Origin of the sequence: Salisediminibacterium halotolerans, assembly GCF_003814815.1 — a bacterium.
Classification (GTDB): Bacteria; Bacillota; Bacilli; order Bacillales; family Salisediminibacteriaceae; genus Salisediminibacterium; species Salisediminibacterium halotolerans.
Genome location: NZ_RKQQ01000001.1, coordinates 401,719 through 416,880 on the forward strand (window position 1 = coordinate 401,719; position 15,162 = coordinate 416,880).

Annotated in this window: 14 protein-coding genes; 2 read left to right on the forward strand and 12 right to left on the reverse strand. The window is 54.6% G+C overall.

Annotation, left to right across the window (positions count from 1 at the left end; genetic code table 11):
• Positions 1–51 precede the first annotated feature (51 nt).
• The 5 genes from EDD67_RS01770 to EDD67_RS01790 form a co-directional block, all read right to left on the reverse strand.
• A complete protein-coding gene (locus EDD67_RS01770; RefSeq protein WP_277872118.1) occupies positions 52–714 on the reverse strand; it encodes a sugar transferase in 663 nt (220 codons plus the stop codon).
• A gap of 355 nt (positions 715–1,069) precedes the next feature.
• Positions 1,070–1,915, reverse strand: coding sequence for a hypothetical protein (locus EDD67_RS01775; RefSeq protein ID WP_121439457.1), 846 nt, complete (start codon positions 1,913–1,915; stop codon positions 1,070–1,072).
• Between the two features lie 12 nt (positions 1,916–1,927).
• Positions 1,928–2,716: a tyrosine-protein phosphatase gene (locus tag EDD67_RS01780; RefSeq protein WP_186805956.1), complete on the reverse strand. Its 789-nt coding sequence runs from the start codon at positions 2,714–2,716 to the stop codon at positions 1,928–1,930.
• Positions 2,717–2,926: 210 nt separating this feature from the next.
• On the reverse strand, positions 2,927–3,637 hold the full coding sequence (locus EDD67_RS01785; protein WP_121439458.1) for a CpsD/CapB family tyrosine-protein kinase: 711 nt from the start codon (positions 3,635–3,637) through the stop codon (positions 2,927–2,929).
• Positions 3,627–4,379, reverse strand: coding sequence for a YveK family protein (locus EDD67_RS01790; protein ID WP_121439459.1), 753 nt, complete (start codon positions 4,377–4,379; stop codon positions 3,627–3,629). Before EDD67_RS01790 ends, EDD67_RS01785 begins: the two co-directional genes overlap by 11 nt.
• A 137-nt stretch (positions 4,380–4,516) precedes the next feature.
• Between EDD67_RS01790 and EDD67_RS01795 the strand changes: the two genes are divergently transcribed.
• Positions 4,517–5,422, forward strand: a complete 906-nt coding sequence (locus EDD67_RS01795; protein WP_121439460.1) for an LCP family glycopolymer transferase — start codon at positions 4,517–4,519, stop codon at positions 5,420–5,422.
• A 275-nt stretch (positions 5,423–5,697) separates the two neighbouring features.
• Here EDD67_RS01795 and EDD67_RS01800 read toward each other — a convergent pair whose 3' ends face one another.
• From EDD67_RS01800 to EDD67_RS01815, 4 genes are read right to left on the reverse strand one after another with little or no spacing between them, the layout of a single operon-like run.
• A complete protein-coding gene (locus EDD67_RS01800; RefSeq protein ID WP_121439461.1) occupies positions 5,698–6,576 on the reverse strand; it encodes a dimethyl sulfoxide reductase anchor subunit family protein in 879 nt (292 codons plus the stop codon).
• Positions 6,577–6,606: 30 nt separating this feature from the next.
• The gene (locus EDD67_RS01805; RefSeq protein ID WP_121439462.1) at positions 6,607–7,149 is read right to left on the reverse strand and encodes a DMSO/selenate family reductase complex B subunit; all 543 of its coding nucleotides are present in this window, start codon (positions 7,147–7,149) and stop codon (positions 6,607–6,609) included.
• 25 nt (positions 7,150–7,174) lie between these two features.
• Positions 7,175–9,751, reverse strand: a complete 2,577-nt coding sequence (locus EDD67_RS01810) for a molybdopterin-dependent oxidoreductase (RefSeq protein WP_121439463.1) — start codon at positions 9,749–9,751, stop codon at positions 7,175–7,177.
• On the reverse strand, positions 9,744–10,508 hold the full coding sequence (locus EDD67_RS01815) for a TorD/DmsD family molecular chaperone (RefSeq protein ID WP_121439464.1): 765 nt from the start codon (positions 10,506–10,508) through the stop codon (positions 9,744–9,746). Before EDD67_RS01815 ends, EDD67_RS01810 begins: the two co-directional genes overlap by 8 nt.
• Positions 10,509–10,713: 205 nt before the next feature.
• Here EDD67_RS01815 and EDD67_RS14135 point away from each other — a divergent pair, with 205 nt between their 5' ends.
• On the forward strand, positions 10,714–10,845 hold the full coding sequence (locus EDD67_RS14135; protein WP_277872119.1) for a hypothetical protein: 132 nt from the start codon (positions 10,714–10,716) through the stop codon (positions 10,843–10,845).
• A 294-nt stretch (positions 10,846–11,139) separates the two neighbouring features.
• On the opposite strand, the gene EDD67_RS01820 is transcribed toward EDD67_RS14135, so the two are convergent.
• The 3 genes from EDD67_RS01820 to EDD67_RS01830 are packed head-to-tail and all read right to left on the reverse strand — an operon-like array spanning position 11,140 to position 14,942.
• Complete coding sequence (locus EDD67_RS01820) at positions 11,140–11,703, reverse strand: 4Fe-4S dicluster domain-containing protein (RefSeq protein ID WP_121439465.1); 564 nt, start codon at positions 11,701–11,703, stop codon at positions 11,140–11,142.
• Positions 11,700–13,718, reverse strand: coding sequence for a molybdopterin-dependent oxidoreductase (locus EDD67_RS01825; protein ID WP_121439466.1), 2,019 nt, complete (start codon positions 13,716–13,718; stop codon positions 11,700–11,702). Before EDD67_RS01825 ends, EDD67_RS01820 begins: the two co-directional genes overlap by 4 nt.
• Positions 13,719–13,745: 27 nt before the next feature.
• Entirely contained in the window at positions 13,746–14,942 is a 1,197-nt protein-coding gene (locus tag EDD67_RS01830; protein WP_121439467.1) for a PucR family transcriptional regulator, read from the reverse strand.
• Positions 14,943–15,162: the final 220 nt, after the last annotated feature.

The following is a 15,162-nucleotide window of genomic DNA, read 5'->3' on the forward strand; positions in this document are numbered from 1 at the left end:
TTCTCCCTCCTTTTACACACCGAATGAAAAGAGTCGAATTCAGAAACAAACCTAGTGTTTTTTCTTTGTGTATAAACCGTTGTTCAAACGTTGATCGTCAAACCGTTTTTCTTGATCCCGCGAACATTCGAGATTGATTCCATCTTTTGCGAGAACTTTACGGATCGTCGCAGCGATGATCAAAATATCGCGTTTAAATGTAATGTTGTCGATATAGGCTATGTCTTGCGTGAAACGCGCCTCCCAACCGAGACCGTTGCGGCCGTTGATCTGTGCGAGACCTGTGAGTCCGGGGCGGACGTCGTGGCGTCGGAGTTCCTCGCTCGAGTAATGCGGCAAATACGCGGGGAGGAGCGGGCGCGGGCCGACAACAGACATCTCGCCTTTTACGATGTTGATTAATTCCGGAAGCTCATCAAGCGAGGTGGCACGCAGTTTCTTGCCGAATGGTGTGAGGCGAACACTGTCGTCGAGCAGTTCACCGTTAGATCCGCGTTCATCAGTCATCGTGCGGAATTTGTACATTTTGAACATCTGTTCGTCTTTGCCGGGGCGCTCCTGGGTAAACAGCACCGGCTTGCCGTGTTTGATCCTTACCGTGATTGCCAGTAAGGCTAGAACCGGACTGAGTACGACAAGTGCTGTCCCAGCTGCAAACAAATCAAACATCCGTTTACCTTGCCGTTCGTAAAAGCCGCGCGGGCGTTGGTTCACATCGGATCACCTCCAGATAGATCAAGAGTTATTCACACGCTCTATTCTATATAACGAACAAGAAAATTGAAAAGGAGGACGCCAAAGATAAATTCAGCGTCCGATAAGTCTGTTCGTTATTAAGATCATAATAGCACGGTTTTATCTGAAATACCAGTCTTTTTCTGAATTTTTGTTCGTTATTTTGAATTTATTTTTAGGTCGTTCTTTCTAAAAGACAATCATGAGGGATTGACTGGCGACAGCTTCAATAGTCGGGTTATGAGCTTCAATACAGTGTTAACCCCGGCTTTTCGAAGGACAAAAGTTTAATTTAAACGCAAAAAACCAGCCCGGAGGCTGGTTTTGTCGATCTTTATTGACGCATCAGGTTGTACACACGCACGGCGGCGGCGAGCAGGAAAGCGGCGCCCATCAGTTCAAGCGTCTCTTCGTAAACGCGGTCCATGAACATGAAGCCGACGTTGCCGACCGTGTCGCGCGCCTGTTCATAAAGGGCCTCGCTGTGAGCGCCGTTGACAAAGAGCAGCTCGACAGCGCGGTTGCCGATGGCGGTGTACAGCTGGGAGATATCCAGTACTGCGCCGAAGGCACTGCCGGCCCACGAAGAGGTGACGGCAACGGCGTAAAAGACAATGCCGCCGGCGAGCCAGATGACAGCGCGCCGATCTGCAATAAACGCGGCGCGATAGCGGACGATCGCAAACAGCATGACAGCGGCGAGCGCAGCGAAGTAGCCGAGCTCAAACAACGTTGCCGCGTAGCCGTAACGGCTCCCGCTGCCGGCACCGCCGGTGATCATATTCATCAAATCCGTGATGATATGGCGCACGTCACCGGCATCTTCCAACAGCATTAGTAACAGTCCGGCGGCGATCAACAAGCTGAAGCGGCGCACGATCGGCGGCGGACCGAGCGGCGATAAATCGGCACCGGCGCTGCGTTCGGAAGCGTTGCCGTAAATGATCCCGAACAGAAGCATCGCCGCAGCTAGCGCCGGCCATTGCAGCACTTCGACGGGGAATTCATACCAGTGGTACCAGACGTAGGCCGTTTCACCGTCTTGTGCGGCGAGGAGCCGCTCGCTCACACCGAAAACGTTCATGATGTCGACGGCGACGACGAGCAGAAGCGAAGCGAATAAAAACAGCGCGGCCGCGATGACAATGACAGTGTCTAAGTTACGGGAAGCTAACTTCATCGGATGCGCCGCCTAAAACAGCCCGAGAAACTTGCTGCGTTTTTTCCGGCGCTTTTTTGTCCGTTCAATCGATTGCGGCGGTTCCGGAATGACTTGGCGGCCGTCGACGAGGTCTTCGGCGTTCGCCTGAAACATTGCGGCGAGATCTGCGCCGCGCTCCGCTTCGATTGCGGCAAACGCGTCTTTCATCATGAAGCCGCGCGACACCGTGTTGTGGGCGTCTGATGCGATAATATGCGTCAGCTTATGGTCAATCAGCTGCCAGCTGAACGTCTCGATTGCGCTCCCGAAGCGCCCGGTCAATGAGGCCGCTGTCACTTGCGTCAACACGCCGGAGCGGACGAATTCGTACAGCTGCGACGGGTGCTTGATCAAGCCTTGATTACGCTCCGGGTGCACGATTACGGGCGTTAATCCTTCGACTTGCATGTCGTAAAACACCCGCGCGGCAAACGCCGGCACCTCGGCAGAAGGGAACTCGACAAAGACGTAATTCGAATCGTTGATCGTCTGGATCAGGCCGTTTTTCCAATCGGCAATCAATTCGCCGTAAAGGCGGACTTCTTGCCCCGGCAAGATCTTAAGATCACGGCCGTTTTTTTGCAAGTGCTCGTTCGCTTCTGTAACCAGCCGGCGAACGTCCGCTTTTTCGTTGATATACGGTCCGTTTTGGTGGTGCGGGGTTGCAGCGATTTCCGTAATGCCTTCCGCGATCGCAGCATCGGCCATCGCGAGCGTGTCGTCGAGCGTCTTCGCGCCGTCATCGATGCCCGGCAAAATGTGACTGTGCGTATCAATCATCAGGATCATCCTTTCGTCCCTATCGTAAAAAATTATCAATAAAGAAAGCCACGCAACCACTCCGCCGACGCCCTTGCCTGCGGACAGTAAGACACAGCGAGGTACTTTCGAGCTGATGTCGCACTGATGCTTTGCAAGTGCAAGCGGTGGTTAGTGGCTGCGTGGCTTACGTCAACATATACGTGCGTCGACATGTTGAACCGAGGGGCGTCAGTTCCCCTCGGTGTAGTAATAGTAGTAATTCGATTTTTCGACAGCGCGGTCGTTTAAGACCGTGCCGAGCAGGTGGGCTTCGACCTTCTTCAAGTTCGCCACCGCGTGCTGGGCGTCTTCAATCTCCGTGACCCCGCTTCGGATCACAAGCACGGTGCCGTCGGTTAAGCTCGCAATAATCTGCGGGTCGGTTACCGCGTTCACGGGCGGCGCGTCGAAAATCACGTAGTCGTAGGCATCGCTGACGCTCTTGACGAAGCGTTCGAACGCTTTGGACGCGAGCAATTCACTCGGATTCGGCGGCACCGGGCCGGACGGCAAGACGTCCAGCCGCGGGATCGAAGTCTCCAACGCGGCTTCGTCCAGTGTGCTTTGCCCGGTCACAACGTTCGAGAGACCGACGTGGTTCGGCACTTGAAACGTAAAGTGCACGGTCGGTTTGCGTAAATCCGTGTCGACAAGCAGCACGCGGTTGTGCTGCTGCGCCATCACAACAGCGAGGTTCGCAACCGTCGTCGATTTCCCTTCCCCCGGGTTCGAGGAGGTGACCATAATCGTTTTCAGTTTTCGGTCGATCGAGGAGAACTGAATATTTGTTCGAAGTGTTTTAAATTGTTCCGATACCGGCGAGCGCTGGTCAAACTCGGTGATCAGGCTGCGCTGCTTTTCCGACATATCGGGCTGATTCGTTTTATTTTTACGCGCCATGCTGGTTGCGCCCCCTTTTCACGGACCGGGATTCGTTGTTTTCTAGATCCTGGGTGTTGACACTTGTAGCGTCGATCGTCGAAATGCTCGCGAGAATCGGCACGCCTAAGTGCTTTTCGATATCTTCTTCGGTTCGGACCGTTTTGTCGAGGAAATCGAGCAAAAACGCGAGTCCGACAGCGGCCATTAAGCCGACGACAAAGGCGATTGCCATGTTAAGCGTCGGGTTCGGGCTCGCCGGCGACGGATCGTCGGACAGTTCCGCGGCCGAGAGAATCGAGACGTTGTCGACGTTCATAATCTCGACGACGTCCTCTTGAAACGTCGCGGCAAGCGTGTTCGCGATATTGACCGCATCGGCCGGGCTCTCGTCTTCCACTGTCACCGTCACAACTTGCGACTCGCCTTCGCCCTGAACAGTCACTTGATCGCGCAGCTGGCTGACCGATTGATCCATTCCGAGCTCTTCAAGAGTCGGTTCGAGAATCCGCGGCGACTGCATGATGACGTTGTACGTTTCGATTAAATCTTGGTTCGTCGTTATGTCGCTCGCTCGAACGATTTCACCTTCTTGCTGGCCTTCATTAATGAGGATTTGCGTCGATTGTTCATACATCGGCGTGAGGAAAAAATAACTAATGATTCCCGCCGCGGCAACGGCGCCGACGGTAATCAAAATAATCATGCCGATCCGCTTTTTCAGCGTCTCCATAATCTCGCTTAAACTGATGGTTTCTTCCATAAATTGTCCGTTCCTTTCTCATCTGTGCGAATTTGTATCTAAAATAGCCATTTTTACCCGGTAAAGAGGATTGCCAAACTCAGTATTTACCACTATACTAGATTTTAGCAAATATTTGTAGAGGGAGAAATGAAAAAATGAAAAAGTTTCTGGTTATTTTTGGTTCTTTACTGTTAGTCGCTGTGCTCGCTATCGGCGGTTACGGTTATTACTTGTATTCGAGCGCCCAAGATACGATTGATTCGCAAATGCACGAAAACATTGACCGCGAACAGTCCGATAAGCGCGATGTCGCAGCCGACCCGGACAAGGAAGACCCGCTTTCATTTCTTCTTCTCGGTACCGATGAGGATGACGCTGACAGCGGCCGAACCGATACGATGATGGTCGTCACCGTCAATCCGCAGGACGAATCGATGAAACTCGTCAGCATTCCGCGCGACACGATGGTGTCGATTCCCGGCCGCGGCGATGACAAGATTAACCACGCGTTCGCGTTCGGCGGCCCGCAGCTCGCAATGGAAACAGTGGAAAACTATTTAGACATCCCGGTTGATTATTATATCACGATTAATATGGACGGGTTTGAAGAAATGGTTGACGCCGTCGGCGGCGTCGAAGTCGACAATTCGTTTGCCTTCTCGCAAAGCGGTTATCAATTCCACGAAGGCCAACAGGAACTTGACGGCAGCCAGGCGCTCGCTTATTCGCGCATGCGCGGCGACGACCCGCAAGGCGACTTAGGCCGTAATGAACGGCAGCGCGAAATCGTCTTCGGCTTGATCGACGAAGGCGCGAGCTTTTCCTCGATCACCCGCGCCGGGCAAATTCTCGACTCGCTCGGCAACAACATGAAGACGAATTTGGATTTTGACACGCTCACCAAGGTCGGCGAGAAATACAACAGCGCCCGCCACAACCAGGAAACGCTCGAAATTAACGGCGACGGTACGATGATTGACGGCGTCTACTACTTGCAAGTGCCGGACCAGCTTCGCCAAGAGATTTCCAACGAATTGCGCGGCCACTTAAATATCGACTGACCGCACAGCATGCCTGCTGAAAAACGCCTCCTTTAGGGGGCGTTTTTTTATTCGAGGCGAACGATCATTTTGACGTAAGCCACGCATCCGCTAACCTCCGCTTGCCCCGGGCAAGGACTCAGCTAGTATTCGGCGGCCTGAAGCCGCCGAATCCGGATCTTCGTCTCTTGCTTTCCCGGAGGCGTCGGAGGAGTGGATGCGTGGCTTTCTTTTTGTTAATTCGCTCAAATCAAAGAACAAAAACGCCTGACCGGAAAGGTCAGGCGTTCAGTTGGTCAGCCGATTTGCGTCGGGATGCCGGTTAGATAAAACAGGTAGCGGCCGACAAACTCGCCGGCAATAACAAAGATGACAGCGGTATAAATTTGCGCGGGCACTTTGGTATAAATCCGCTCGGAATAGCGGAACAAGCTGTATAACAGCAGCACTCCTCCGGCAAGCGTCAGCCCCCAGCGGAGAACCATCGTCCACGTGTGACCGGCAAACAAGATATTTAACGTCGCGGTCCCGGCCGCGCCGCCGTCGGCTAAGCCGGTTAAATAGACCGGCAGCACGACCAGCTGCAGGATGACAGCCGCCGCGCCGGCAAAAGCCAATCTTTTCATCAGCCCGACTTGCTCGGGGCTTCCCGCTTCGTCACGGCGAAAGAGGATGAAGCAAAGTCCTGCGCCGAGCACGCCCAACACGAACATCGTGCCGAAGTGCGCGAAGTACGTATTAACGTGCGACCAGGCAGGGATGATCGTCGTTGCGTACACACTCGCCATCGCATACACGCAGGCGATTCCGACAGCTGAAGTAAGATAATGCAGCACCTTCATCGATCGTCCCGCGCGTTCGGTCAGCCAGACGGCGACGACCATTGCTAAAAACAGTCCGGCGAAGACGATTTCACGCGCGAGCCACGAGCTTCCGACATTGGCAATCATATAAAGCATATTGCTCCACGTGCCGATATGAAATGCTGACATCACGATCGCCAATACCATCACCCCGGCAATGCTGAGCGTGCTCTTTTGAAACCAGCTGCTGTGATCAGCTTTCGGTGCGTGTTTTTCCAGATACAGCCGGCCGGCGGTTAACAAGATAAACGTCCCGGCTGCCAGCTGGCCTAGCAAAGTGAAAAAAATGAGCGGCCATTCTTCGTAAAACATCGGTGTTTCCTCCTTTCGTAATCGAGCGTATCAGCGCGTTTTTTGATGAACGACGACATTCGGCTTGTTCTCGTCCCATTTCGGGAAATAGCGCTGCGGTTTTTCCGCGCCGTGCTTCGCTCTAAGGTCTTCGATCTCGCCCCATTCAATCGCGCGCATCGGGCACGATGACACGCAGGCCGGGTCTTCTCCCTGATCGATCAGGTCTGTACAGAAGTCGCACTTGCCGACTTGCCCTTCGTCTTTTAAATACGTCGGCGCTCCGTACGGGCACGACCATAAGCACATTTTACAGCCGGCGCACTTTTCTTGGTCGACGACGACGACGCCGTCTTCTTCGCGTTTATGCATCGCGCCGGTCGGGCAATTTTCCACGCATTTCGGCTGTTCACAATGATTGCAGCTGACCGTCACATGATCGATGTACGGTTTCGGATACGAGCCGCCCTCAAAGTCATACACTTCGCGAAACAGTTCATCGGTTTGCAAGTCGTTTTTGTCTTTGCATGACACCTGACACTTCTTACAGCCGATGCACTCTGCCAAGTTGTAATAAAATCCGAGCTGTCCCACACAGCATGCCTCCTTTCACCGCGGGTTAGAGGACGACCCGCGGCTCCCAATATTTGTCTTCTTTCAACGGCCCGCCGTCCCATTTTTCAAAGTCACAGACGGTCGAGTTCCAGCCGGAAATCCCTTGGCCGGTCGGGATCGCGCCGGTTAAGATGTTATCCGAGCCTGCGCGGTCCACTTCGTCGGCTGCATCTTTTTCAACCCAAGCGCCGTGCATCAGCCCGACAACGCCCGGCATGAGACGTTCTGTCACGTGCGCGGTGCGCAGCGTTTTGCCGTGCTTGCTCGTAATCAGCACCGGATCGCCGTCGGCAACGCCGCGCTTATCGGCGTCTTCGCGGCTTACGTAGACGTCGTTCGGCCATGCTTCGCGCAGCCACGGATTGTTGTCAAAAATCGTGTGCGCGCGCCGCAAATAATGGGGATTGACGACTTGCAGCGGGTAATCGCCTTTTTTGCCTGCGTCAAAATCTTTGTACGTCTCTTCGTATCCTTCAGTCGCCGGGTTGTACGTCGGAATCGGATCGATCGTTGTAAAACCGTTGCTGCGGACGTAATCTGCTAAAGCTTTCGAATGAATTTCCAGCTTGCCGCTCTCGGTGTCAAGCGGGTTGTTATCCGGATCTTTGCGGAATTCTTCCTGGGCGATGTAGCCTAAGTTATCGCCCGGGGAGCGCTTGACGGTATAGACGCCTTTTTCTTCTAATTCCGCAATCGTCATCCTTCCTTCTTGCGGTTCGCCGTCCACGCCCCATTCTTTGATGTCTTCTTCAGTGATTGTAACGAGCGGTTCGAATTCGCTCCCGTCTTCTTTCATCACTTCCGCGCCGGCGATTTGATTGAACAGCTCTTGTTCTTTTGATAAGTCGCCGTAAACTTCTTCTGCTGTGAATCCTAAGCGTTTGCCGATTTCTGTCGTGATCCACGCATCATCGCGCGCCTCGTACATCGGCTCGATCACGTTGCGGTAGTAAAACAGCGCGTCGCGGTTACCGACGTTAAAGCCGCCGAACCGCTCCCAATGCGTTGTTGCAGGCAGAACAATATCGGAATATTTCGCATTCGTCGTAATGAAATGGCCGTTTGTGACGACAAACTCCATTTCCCGGTGGGCATCGATGCCTTTCGTCTGCCCGTCACGCGTTTGCAGCGCGGCGTTGTTGCCGTGATAGATCATCTTAATATCAATATCGCGGACATCGTCTTCGCCGGCGGTGTATTTCCCTTGTAAAATCGCATCCCACATCTCGGCATGGGCGAGGCTGTCCTCCACCGGATTTTCCGCGCCGGCCGGTACGCCGCTCGCGCCGGCATAAACTAAGCGCGGGCCGCCGTTGCCTGTACCGAAGTGGCAGCTGACACCGGTCATTTTGCCGGGTTCAGCCATATTGCCAGTCATCGCGCCGAACGTCATAAACATTTGCGGCCACGAGTCGGAATTTTTAATCCGCGCCGGCGCCCAGCCGGTCAATAAGGCGACACGGTTCGTTGTCCCGATTTCGCGGGCAATTTCACGGATTTTGTCCGCGTCGACGCCGGAGATTTTGCTCGCCCATTCGGCGTCTTTTGCTTCGCCGTCATGTTCGCCGGTTAAATACGCTTTAAAGTTTTCCTTTTTATCGGCGTCTTCCGGCATCGTTTCTTCGTCAAAGCCGACGGTGCAGGATTGGAGGAACTCCCAATCGATCAGCGGATTCGTCTCGGGATCGTCTTCGTCAACGAGCGTATGAGCCATGCCGAGCATCAGCGCGTGATCGGTGCCGGGATGAACCGGAATCCACTCATCGCCCATCAGTTCCGCCGTCTCTGAATACATCGGATCAATCACGAGTACACGCGCGCCTTCTTTTTTCGCCTGCAAGAAATGATACGACGGCGATCCCGGTGAGCTCCACGCCGGGTTCATCCCCCAAAGGACGATCAGCTGTGAGTTGCGCAAATCCATCCGGTCGTTGATGCTGTGCTCAAAATAGCCTTCCTGCAAGCCGAAATATTCCGGTCCCCAGCGCCACGAGCCCCACGATGTCGTCCCCCACGTGGTCGTGTGGCCGCCGGCAAGGTTTAAGGCGCGGCCGACATCGCCGCCGGTAACCATAATCGAGCGGTTGCCGTAGTCGTTTTTAATCCGCTCAATTTCGCCGGCAATCGTATCCAGCGCTTCATCCCAGGAAATGCGTTCCCATTCGTCATGACCGCGCAAGGATTTATCCCCGCCGCCCGGCTGCCAATGTTTTCGTTTCATCGGGTATTTCAAGCGGTCAACGCCGTACACTTGCTGGCGCTGCGATTGGCCGCGGACGCACGAACGCTGCTGCGGGTTGTCGGCGGTATCTTCAACCGTATCATCGGTTTTTTGCCGTTTCACGACCCCGTCTTCGACATACGCCTTTAATAAACAGCGTCCGCCGCAGTTATGCCAGCACGCAGCCGGAATCCATTCGCCGTTTTGCTCTTTTTCTTCAGCCGCTTCGGCAGCGCTCAATCGGCGCAAGCCCGATTTTGCTGACGGCAGCAGCGCGCCGGCTGTCACCGCTGCACTGCTGCCGAGAAAGGCGCGGCGGCTGAACGTAAAGTTTTCCAGTTTGTCTAATAATTTAAACATGCTCCCCCTCCTTTGGATTCGTTGAGCTGAGATGAGCCGCAGCTGCTTTCGCATCCGCTAACAGCATTTCATCCAGATGAAGCGTCTGTTCCAGGACATCGGCGAGCCCTTGGTAAAATTCGGTCGCTGCCTGCTCCCGGAGATCGCCGGCAAACGCTGCGCTCCACGTTAATAGATGCTGGTGCAGAAAAAACGATTGGTCGCGAATCAATTCGGCAAATTCGCTCTTTTCATTACGCTTCCACGCATCTTTCGCGCGTACCGCGAGCCGGTACATAAAATCGAGCTCATAACCGATGTGATCTTCCGGTTCGCGGCTCGGGCGCCCGGTGCTCTCATCGCCGGCTTGATAGCGCGAGGATGCATAGCCGTATTTGCTGTAAGCTTTGCGGACTTGCACCGCCTCTTCTTGAAAGAGCATCCGCTCTTCGCTTTTATACGCCGAAGCCCACGGCGGCGCCGGCAGCTGAAACGGGCCGATAAACAGCCGGGTGAAATCCCAATGGAGCTGATTAAACAGCCGTTTGTCTTCATCCGGATGCGCAGCGAGCGTGTTCGTGATCAAATCCGCCCCCCGCTTTAAAAACGGCTCTTCGTCAGCAAACGGGACGTCGTTGAAATAGCCGCTTTTTCGCAGCAAATAGAGCCACTCCTCGGTCGGTTCGGCCAAAAGGGCCTGGCGCAAAAAGTCGTACTGTTGAACTCTGATATGAAGAAGCTCTTCCATCTTTTGAAGCTGATCCGCTGTCATCTTCATCTATCTCCCTCCCTTTTTCCACTGTCTCTGCCTCTATTGTACGCTCTGAAACAGCCGGCAGCTTTAGACGGGAAAAACAAAGGTTGCCGGCTGATTTGTCTTGTTTTACAAAAGATTATGACCAAAATGTGAAAACTGTGACGCGGCGGCTACGCGCACAAAAAAGCAGCCGCAATCACGGCTGCTTCAGAGTGGAGACAAAGTCATGACATCGGTCGATGTCATATTAAAAGGAACGGATGACTACGCATCGTCCGGCTTCTTTCCGCGGGCGAGCGCCGAGCCGCTTCGGGCTTATGCCCTGCAGGGTCTCGCCTGTCTCGCTATCCCGCAGTAGAAAGCCGGGATGCTGGGTCATCCTCTTTTTTGAAGCGAGTGTATTCATAAAAAAAGAAACCATGCATCCGCTCCTCCGACTCCTGCAGGAAAGGGGGCTGCTGAAAAAGTTGATGATCAATTGGATGCCTGCATGTTTATTTTTTCTTATAGATTAAGAGGTGTTATGAGACCGGAGCAAACTCGACGCCTGCGGGAAAAGCAACGGCCGAAGACCCCACAAGAAGCGGTTTCGCTTCTGAGGAGGCTGAGGCGTTGCCCGCGGCAAGCGAGGTTAGTGGCTGCCCGGCTTGCGTCAAATTAAGCGGCTGTTGTCTGCCGCCCAGTAACGTTCTTTCGCTTTGGGCACTTGAAAGCGCAGAGCCGGCTTGGTGAAATCCGGCGTGAACATCCCGTCTAAGCGCATCTCCCAGCGATCCAACCCCGGCGGCGTCCCGACCGGACCCCAATCGAGCGCCCCCGTGCAGCACGCCTCGACACAAGCCGGCGCACTTTCTTGCGGACGCGTCCTCAGGCAAAATTCACATTTCATCGCTTTATGCTCCTGCGTTTGCGGATTAAACACGAGCTGCACAGCCGCGTAAGGACACGCTTGCCGGCAATCGCCGCAGCCGTCGCAGCGATCCTCATCGATGACGATGATCCCGTCGCGGCGCTTTGAAAACGCGTTGCGCGGACAAACACGCATGCACTCCGGCGCTTCGCAGTGTCCGCACGACAACGAAACGGAGTGCTCATAACCGCTTGTCTCGACACGTCTGTACCCGGGCAGCCCGTGTTCACTGCGGCAGGCGCTGACACAGGCATAACAAGCTGCACAGCGGTCGGTCCGAAAGAAAAACCCTTTTTGCTCAATCATCGGGACCCCTCCTTGGCGCAGAGATCGCAGCGGATTTCAAAAAAATCCGAGCTCGTTCCCGCGGGAGCCGCTTCTTCGTCGGCTGTGTTAGCCAGCTGATTGACCGCGTCTTCTGTCCGTTGCGATGTGACAAGCACCCCGCGGATCAACGCAGCATTCAACGCCGCCGTCCGCTCAATCTCGCCGCTTGAATTGTACAAAAGCACTGTATCGCCGGCATTTACACCGTGATCAGCGGCATCCGCCGGGTGGATGTACACATATGCTCTCGCTTCCGCCAAATCACTCACCCCTTTAAGCCCGGCAAACTGCGAATGAATCCGCAAAAGTGATTGCGGCGACAACAGCCGGAAATTCCGGCTCCGATCCTGATTCGTGGTCCGGCTCGGCCGCTCAGCGAGAAAACTCCCGTTTTTGCCGCTGAAGTCAGGGCGGCGAAACAGCCGCTCACCGGCATGAGGTTCTTGGCGCTGCACCGGACCGCGGCGCAAGTCTTGCCACGACCGAATCCCGTAACACCGCTGCATCTCGGCGTCGATTTCTAATTCCAGCCAATCCGTTTCGCTCAAATCGTCGCGAAAACGTGAAAACCCCGGGCGCGCAGCATTTAAATATCGGCTGAACGATGCCGCCGTCGCCAGTTCGCTTCTGGCTTCTCCGCGCGGCGAAGCGGCCGTCTCGTTCAATGACAGCCAGTGGTTCCAGTAGCTGACATGCAAATCGTGATGCTCAAACATCGTTGTCGCGGGCAAAATAATATCGGAACAGGCGGCTGTTTCCGTCATCATCAAGTCGCTTGTCACAACTAAGTTTAACGAGCGGAGCCATTCTTTCCAGACTGTCCGGTCGCCGTCTTGCGCGAGCGGATTGCGGGAAAAGAGCCAGAGCATTTCAACCGGCGGATCAGCCAATGCAGCGGCTTCTTTGGCAAACGTGCGAAAGTCGATTTCGCGGACACCGTCAGCGAGCGGGTGGAGCGAGGCCGGCTGATTCGGGACGTTCAGCTGTTCCGGGTGAAAATAGTACACCGTCCCGCCCGGCATATGCCGGTGCCCGGTGACTACCGCGAGCGCATCAATCGCCCGGACAGCAAACGCGCCTGCCCGGCTTCGCTGCAGCCCGTAACCGATCCATGTCATCACCGGCTGTTCTGCGGGATGATACAGTTTGGCTAAATGAGCGATCGCGCCCGCTTCTGCGCCGGAACGGTGCATGAGCGTCTGCCAGCTCAGCGCGCGCAAATCGCGGACGAACTCGTCCCCGCCGTCAATCCCGGCTTCAATCGCCGCTTCGTCGACAGCGCCTTGTTCGATTAATAATTTAATTACCGCCGCCGCAGCCCAGCCGTCTCCGTCCGGAGCGAGCTGTACGTACACGTCGGCTGCTTTGGCGCTTTCGGTAAAGACCGGATCGATCACCGCCAACTCCCCGCCGCGATCGCGCGCGGCATGAATGAACTTCATTTGATGAATATTTGTCACCGCCGGATTCGCGCCCCAAATCACAACGGCACGCGCTTCGGCCATCCGTTCCGGCGGTTCGGTCACTTCGCCGCCCTGTTGCTTACGGAGCGCTTCGCGGCCGGTGCCAAGACACGGATTGCCCGTTACAGCCGTGTGCGCACCGAGCCCGCGGAACAATCCTTTTAAAGCATTGTTTTGTAAAATTCCTAAGTTGCCGGAAAACGCGTGATAAGCGGCCGCTTTATTCGTCCCCCAGCGGTCGAACGAAGCGAACAGTTGCGCCGCGATGTCGGCAAAAGCTTCCTCCCAGGTAATCCGGTGAAACCGCCCGCTGTGTCGCGGATACTGCCGCAATGGATACAACAGCCGGTTCTCATCCGCATCATAAGCCGGATAGGCGTACCCTTTCGCGCACAGCTTGCCGCGGTTAAAGCCGTGCCGCGGATCGCCTTTGACCCGGACCGGCCGGCCGTCTTTTACTTCTGTCAGCAGCGAACAAGTTGAAAAGCAGTTGCGCGGACAAACATTGCGTACCGTGTGTGTTGTGCTCATCGGTTCGCCTCTCCTTTCGTAAATAAACTACAGCCGGCCTTTCATTTTGTACAAGGACGCGATATCGAATGCGAGCGCGATGTCTTTTAAGTTGGAGAATTTGCCGAGGTTTCTTCCGAGAAGTTCTTCGGTCCGGTTAATTCGGTAGCGGACTGAATTTGGGTGCAGATACATCGTTTCTGCGGTCGTTCGGATGTCTAAGTCGCAATCGATATACGTCTTGAGCGTTTGCAGCACTTCTTTAGTCTGTTCTTCGGCTTCAAAGAGCGGCTTGAAAACGTCTTGATAAAACTCTGTCAGTTCGCGGACATCTAAGTTGTTCATAAGTTTGAGCACACCGACGTCTTTATAAAAAATGATTCGGCCGCTCGGCGAGGTATCGCCGAGCTCCCGGGCCATTTTTGCTTCTTGGTACGAACGGAAAAGTTCGGTGCAATTTTCGCGCGGACGCCCGGCGCCGATTAAAACTTTTTTATCCGGGAAGAGCTGGTCGGCTTTGGCCAACAGCCGCTCGCCTGTCCGGCGGATCGCTTCGTCGGCGGACGCTTCGTTTACCGCCGGATATTCTTCGCGTTTGAACCAAATGATTTCTGCGCCTTTGCGCAATAGCAGCGGCTGTTCGCGATGTTTAGCTAAATCGGCGGAAAACTTCCGGTAAAGACGGTCGACGTTTTCTTCGTCAGCTGTGTCGATGCACCCGCCTTCGATGTTGAGTGCGACGATCGTGTAGCGGGACGTTAACTGCAGGTTCCACAGTTCGCCTTGAGCGATCGCATCGCCGCTGTCTTTTACGTTGCCGTAGAGCAAATCAAACAAAAAGGCGTCTAAGTGACGGGAGCGTTCTTGATCGATCAGCTGTTGTTTTTGTTTTTCGGTCAGGACAGCCAAGGTAAACCGTTCGAGGTCGGCTTCAGACGGCGGGGTGTCTGTCAGGGCATCGATATACAGCGCGCCGACGGTTCTCCCCGCGCGGGTGAGCGCATACTTGTCCCCCATCCAGCAATATGCGCCCCGCTCTTCGGTCACTTCGGCATGATCGCCTAAATCGATCACCCCGGTAAGCTGCGGCGAGCCCATGTCCCGGCCGTTATCCGCTGATGCGAGCGTCAGGCCGATCTCATCGGTTAATACCATCCTTGTGCCGACATACCGGGAAAAAAGCTGCATCACGCCGCGATAGCCGCCGTTTTCGCTCAAACATTCCATCAGTTCCAGCTCGATCATCACACATTCCTCCGTATGTATTCTCTAGTTCGATTTTATCACTTTTTGATAGGTCATCTATCTTTTGTCCGTGAACGATCTGCGACAACATTTTAACTTTTTAGTCACATTTCGGCGTTTTGTTGTTGCTTCGGACAACCGTGCAAGCGGTGGTTTTGACATATTGGTTCGCAGCGGGTATGATGATGTCGTTCACTTACATACATGCAGGGGTATTTAC

Bases quoted from the DNA above. Each gene is read 5' to 3' on its own strand.
- EDD67_RS01785 (WP_121439458.1), bottom strand. From the start codon at position 3,637: ATGGCGCGTAAAAATAAAACGAATCAGCCCGATATGTCGGAAAAGCAG.
- EDD67_RS01780 (WP_186805956.1), bottom strand. From the start codon at position 2,716: ATGATTGATACGCACAGTCACATTTTGCCGGGCATCGATGACGGCGCG.
- EDD67_RS14135 (WP_277872119.1), top strand. From the start codon at position 10,714: ATGACATCGGTCGATGTCATATTAAAAGGAACGGATGACTACGCATCG.
- EDD67_RS01800 (WP_121439461.1), bottom strand. From the start codon at position 6,576: ATGTTTTACGAAGAATGGCCGCTCATTTTTTTCACTTTGCTAGGCCAG.
- EDD67_RS01810 (WP_121439463.1), bottom strand. From the start codon at position 9,751: ATGTTTAAATTATTAGACAAACTGGAAAACTTTACGTTCAGCCGCCGC.
- EDD67_RS01815 (WP_121439464.1), bottom strand. From the start codon at position 10,508: ATGAAGATGACAGCGGATCAGCTTCAAAAGATGGAAGAGCTTCTTCAT.
- EDD67_RS01830 (WP_121439467.1), bottom strand. From the start codon at position 14,942: ATGATCGAGCTGGAACTGATGGAATGTTTGAGCGAAAACGGCGGCTAT.
- EDD67_RS01825 (WP_121439466.1), bottom strand. From the start codon at position 13,718: ATGAGCACAACACACACGGTACGCAATGTTTGTCCGCGCAACTGCTTT.
- EDD67_RS01775 (WP_121439457.1), bottom strand. From the start codon at position 1,915: ATGAAGTTAGCTTCCCGTAACTTAGACACTGTCATTGTCATCGCGGCC.
- EDD67_RS01820 (WP_121439465.1), bottom strand. From the start codon at position 11,703: ATGATTGAGCAAAAAGGGTTTTTCTTTCGGACCGACCGCTGTGCAGCT.
- EDD67_RS01790 (WP_121439459.1), bottom strand. From the start codon at position 4,379: ATGGAAGAAACCATCAGTTTAAGCGAGATTATGGAGACGCTGAAAAAG.
- EDD67_RS01795 (WP_121439460.1), top strand. From the start codon at position 4,517: ATGAAAAAGTTTCTGGTTATTTTTGGTTCTTTACTGTTAGTCGCTGTG.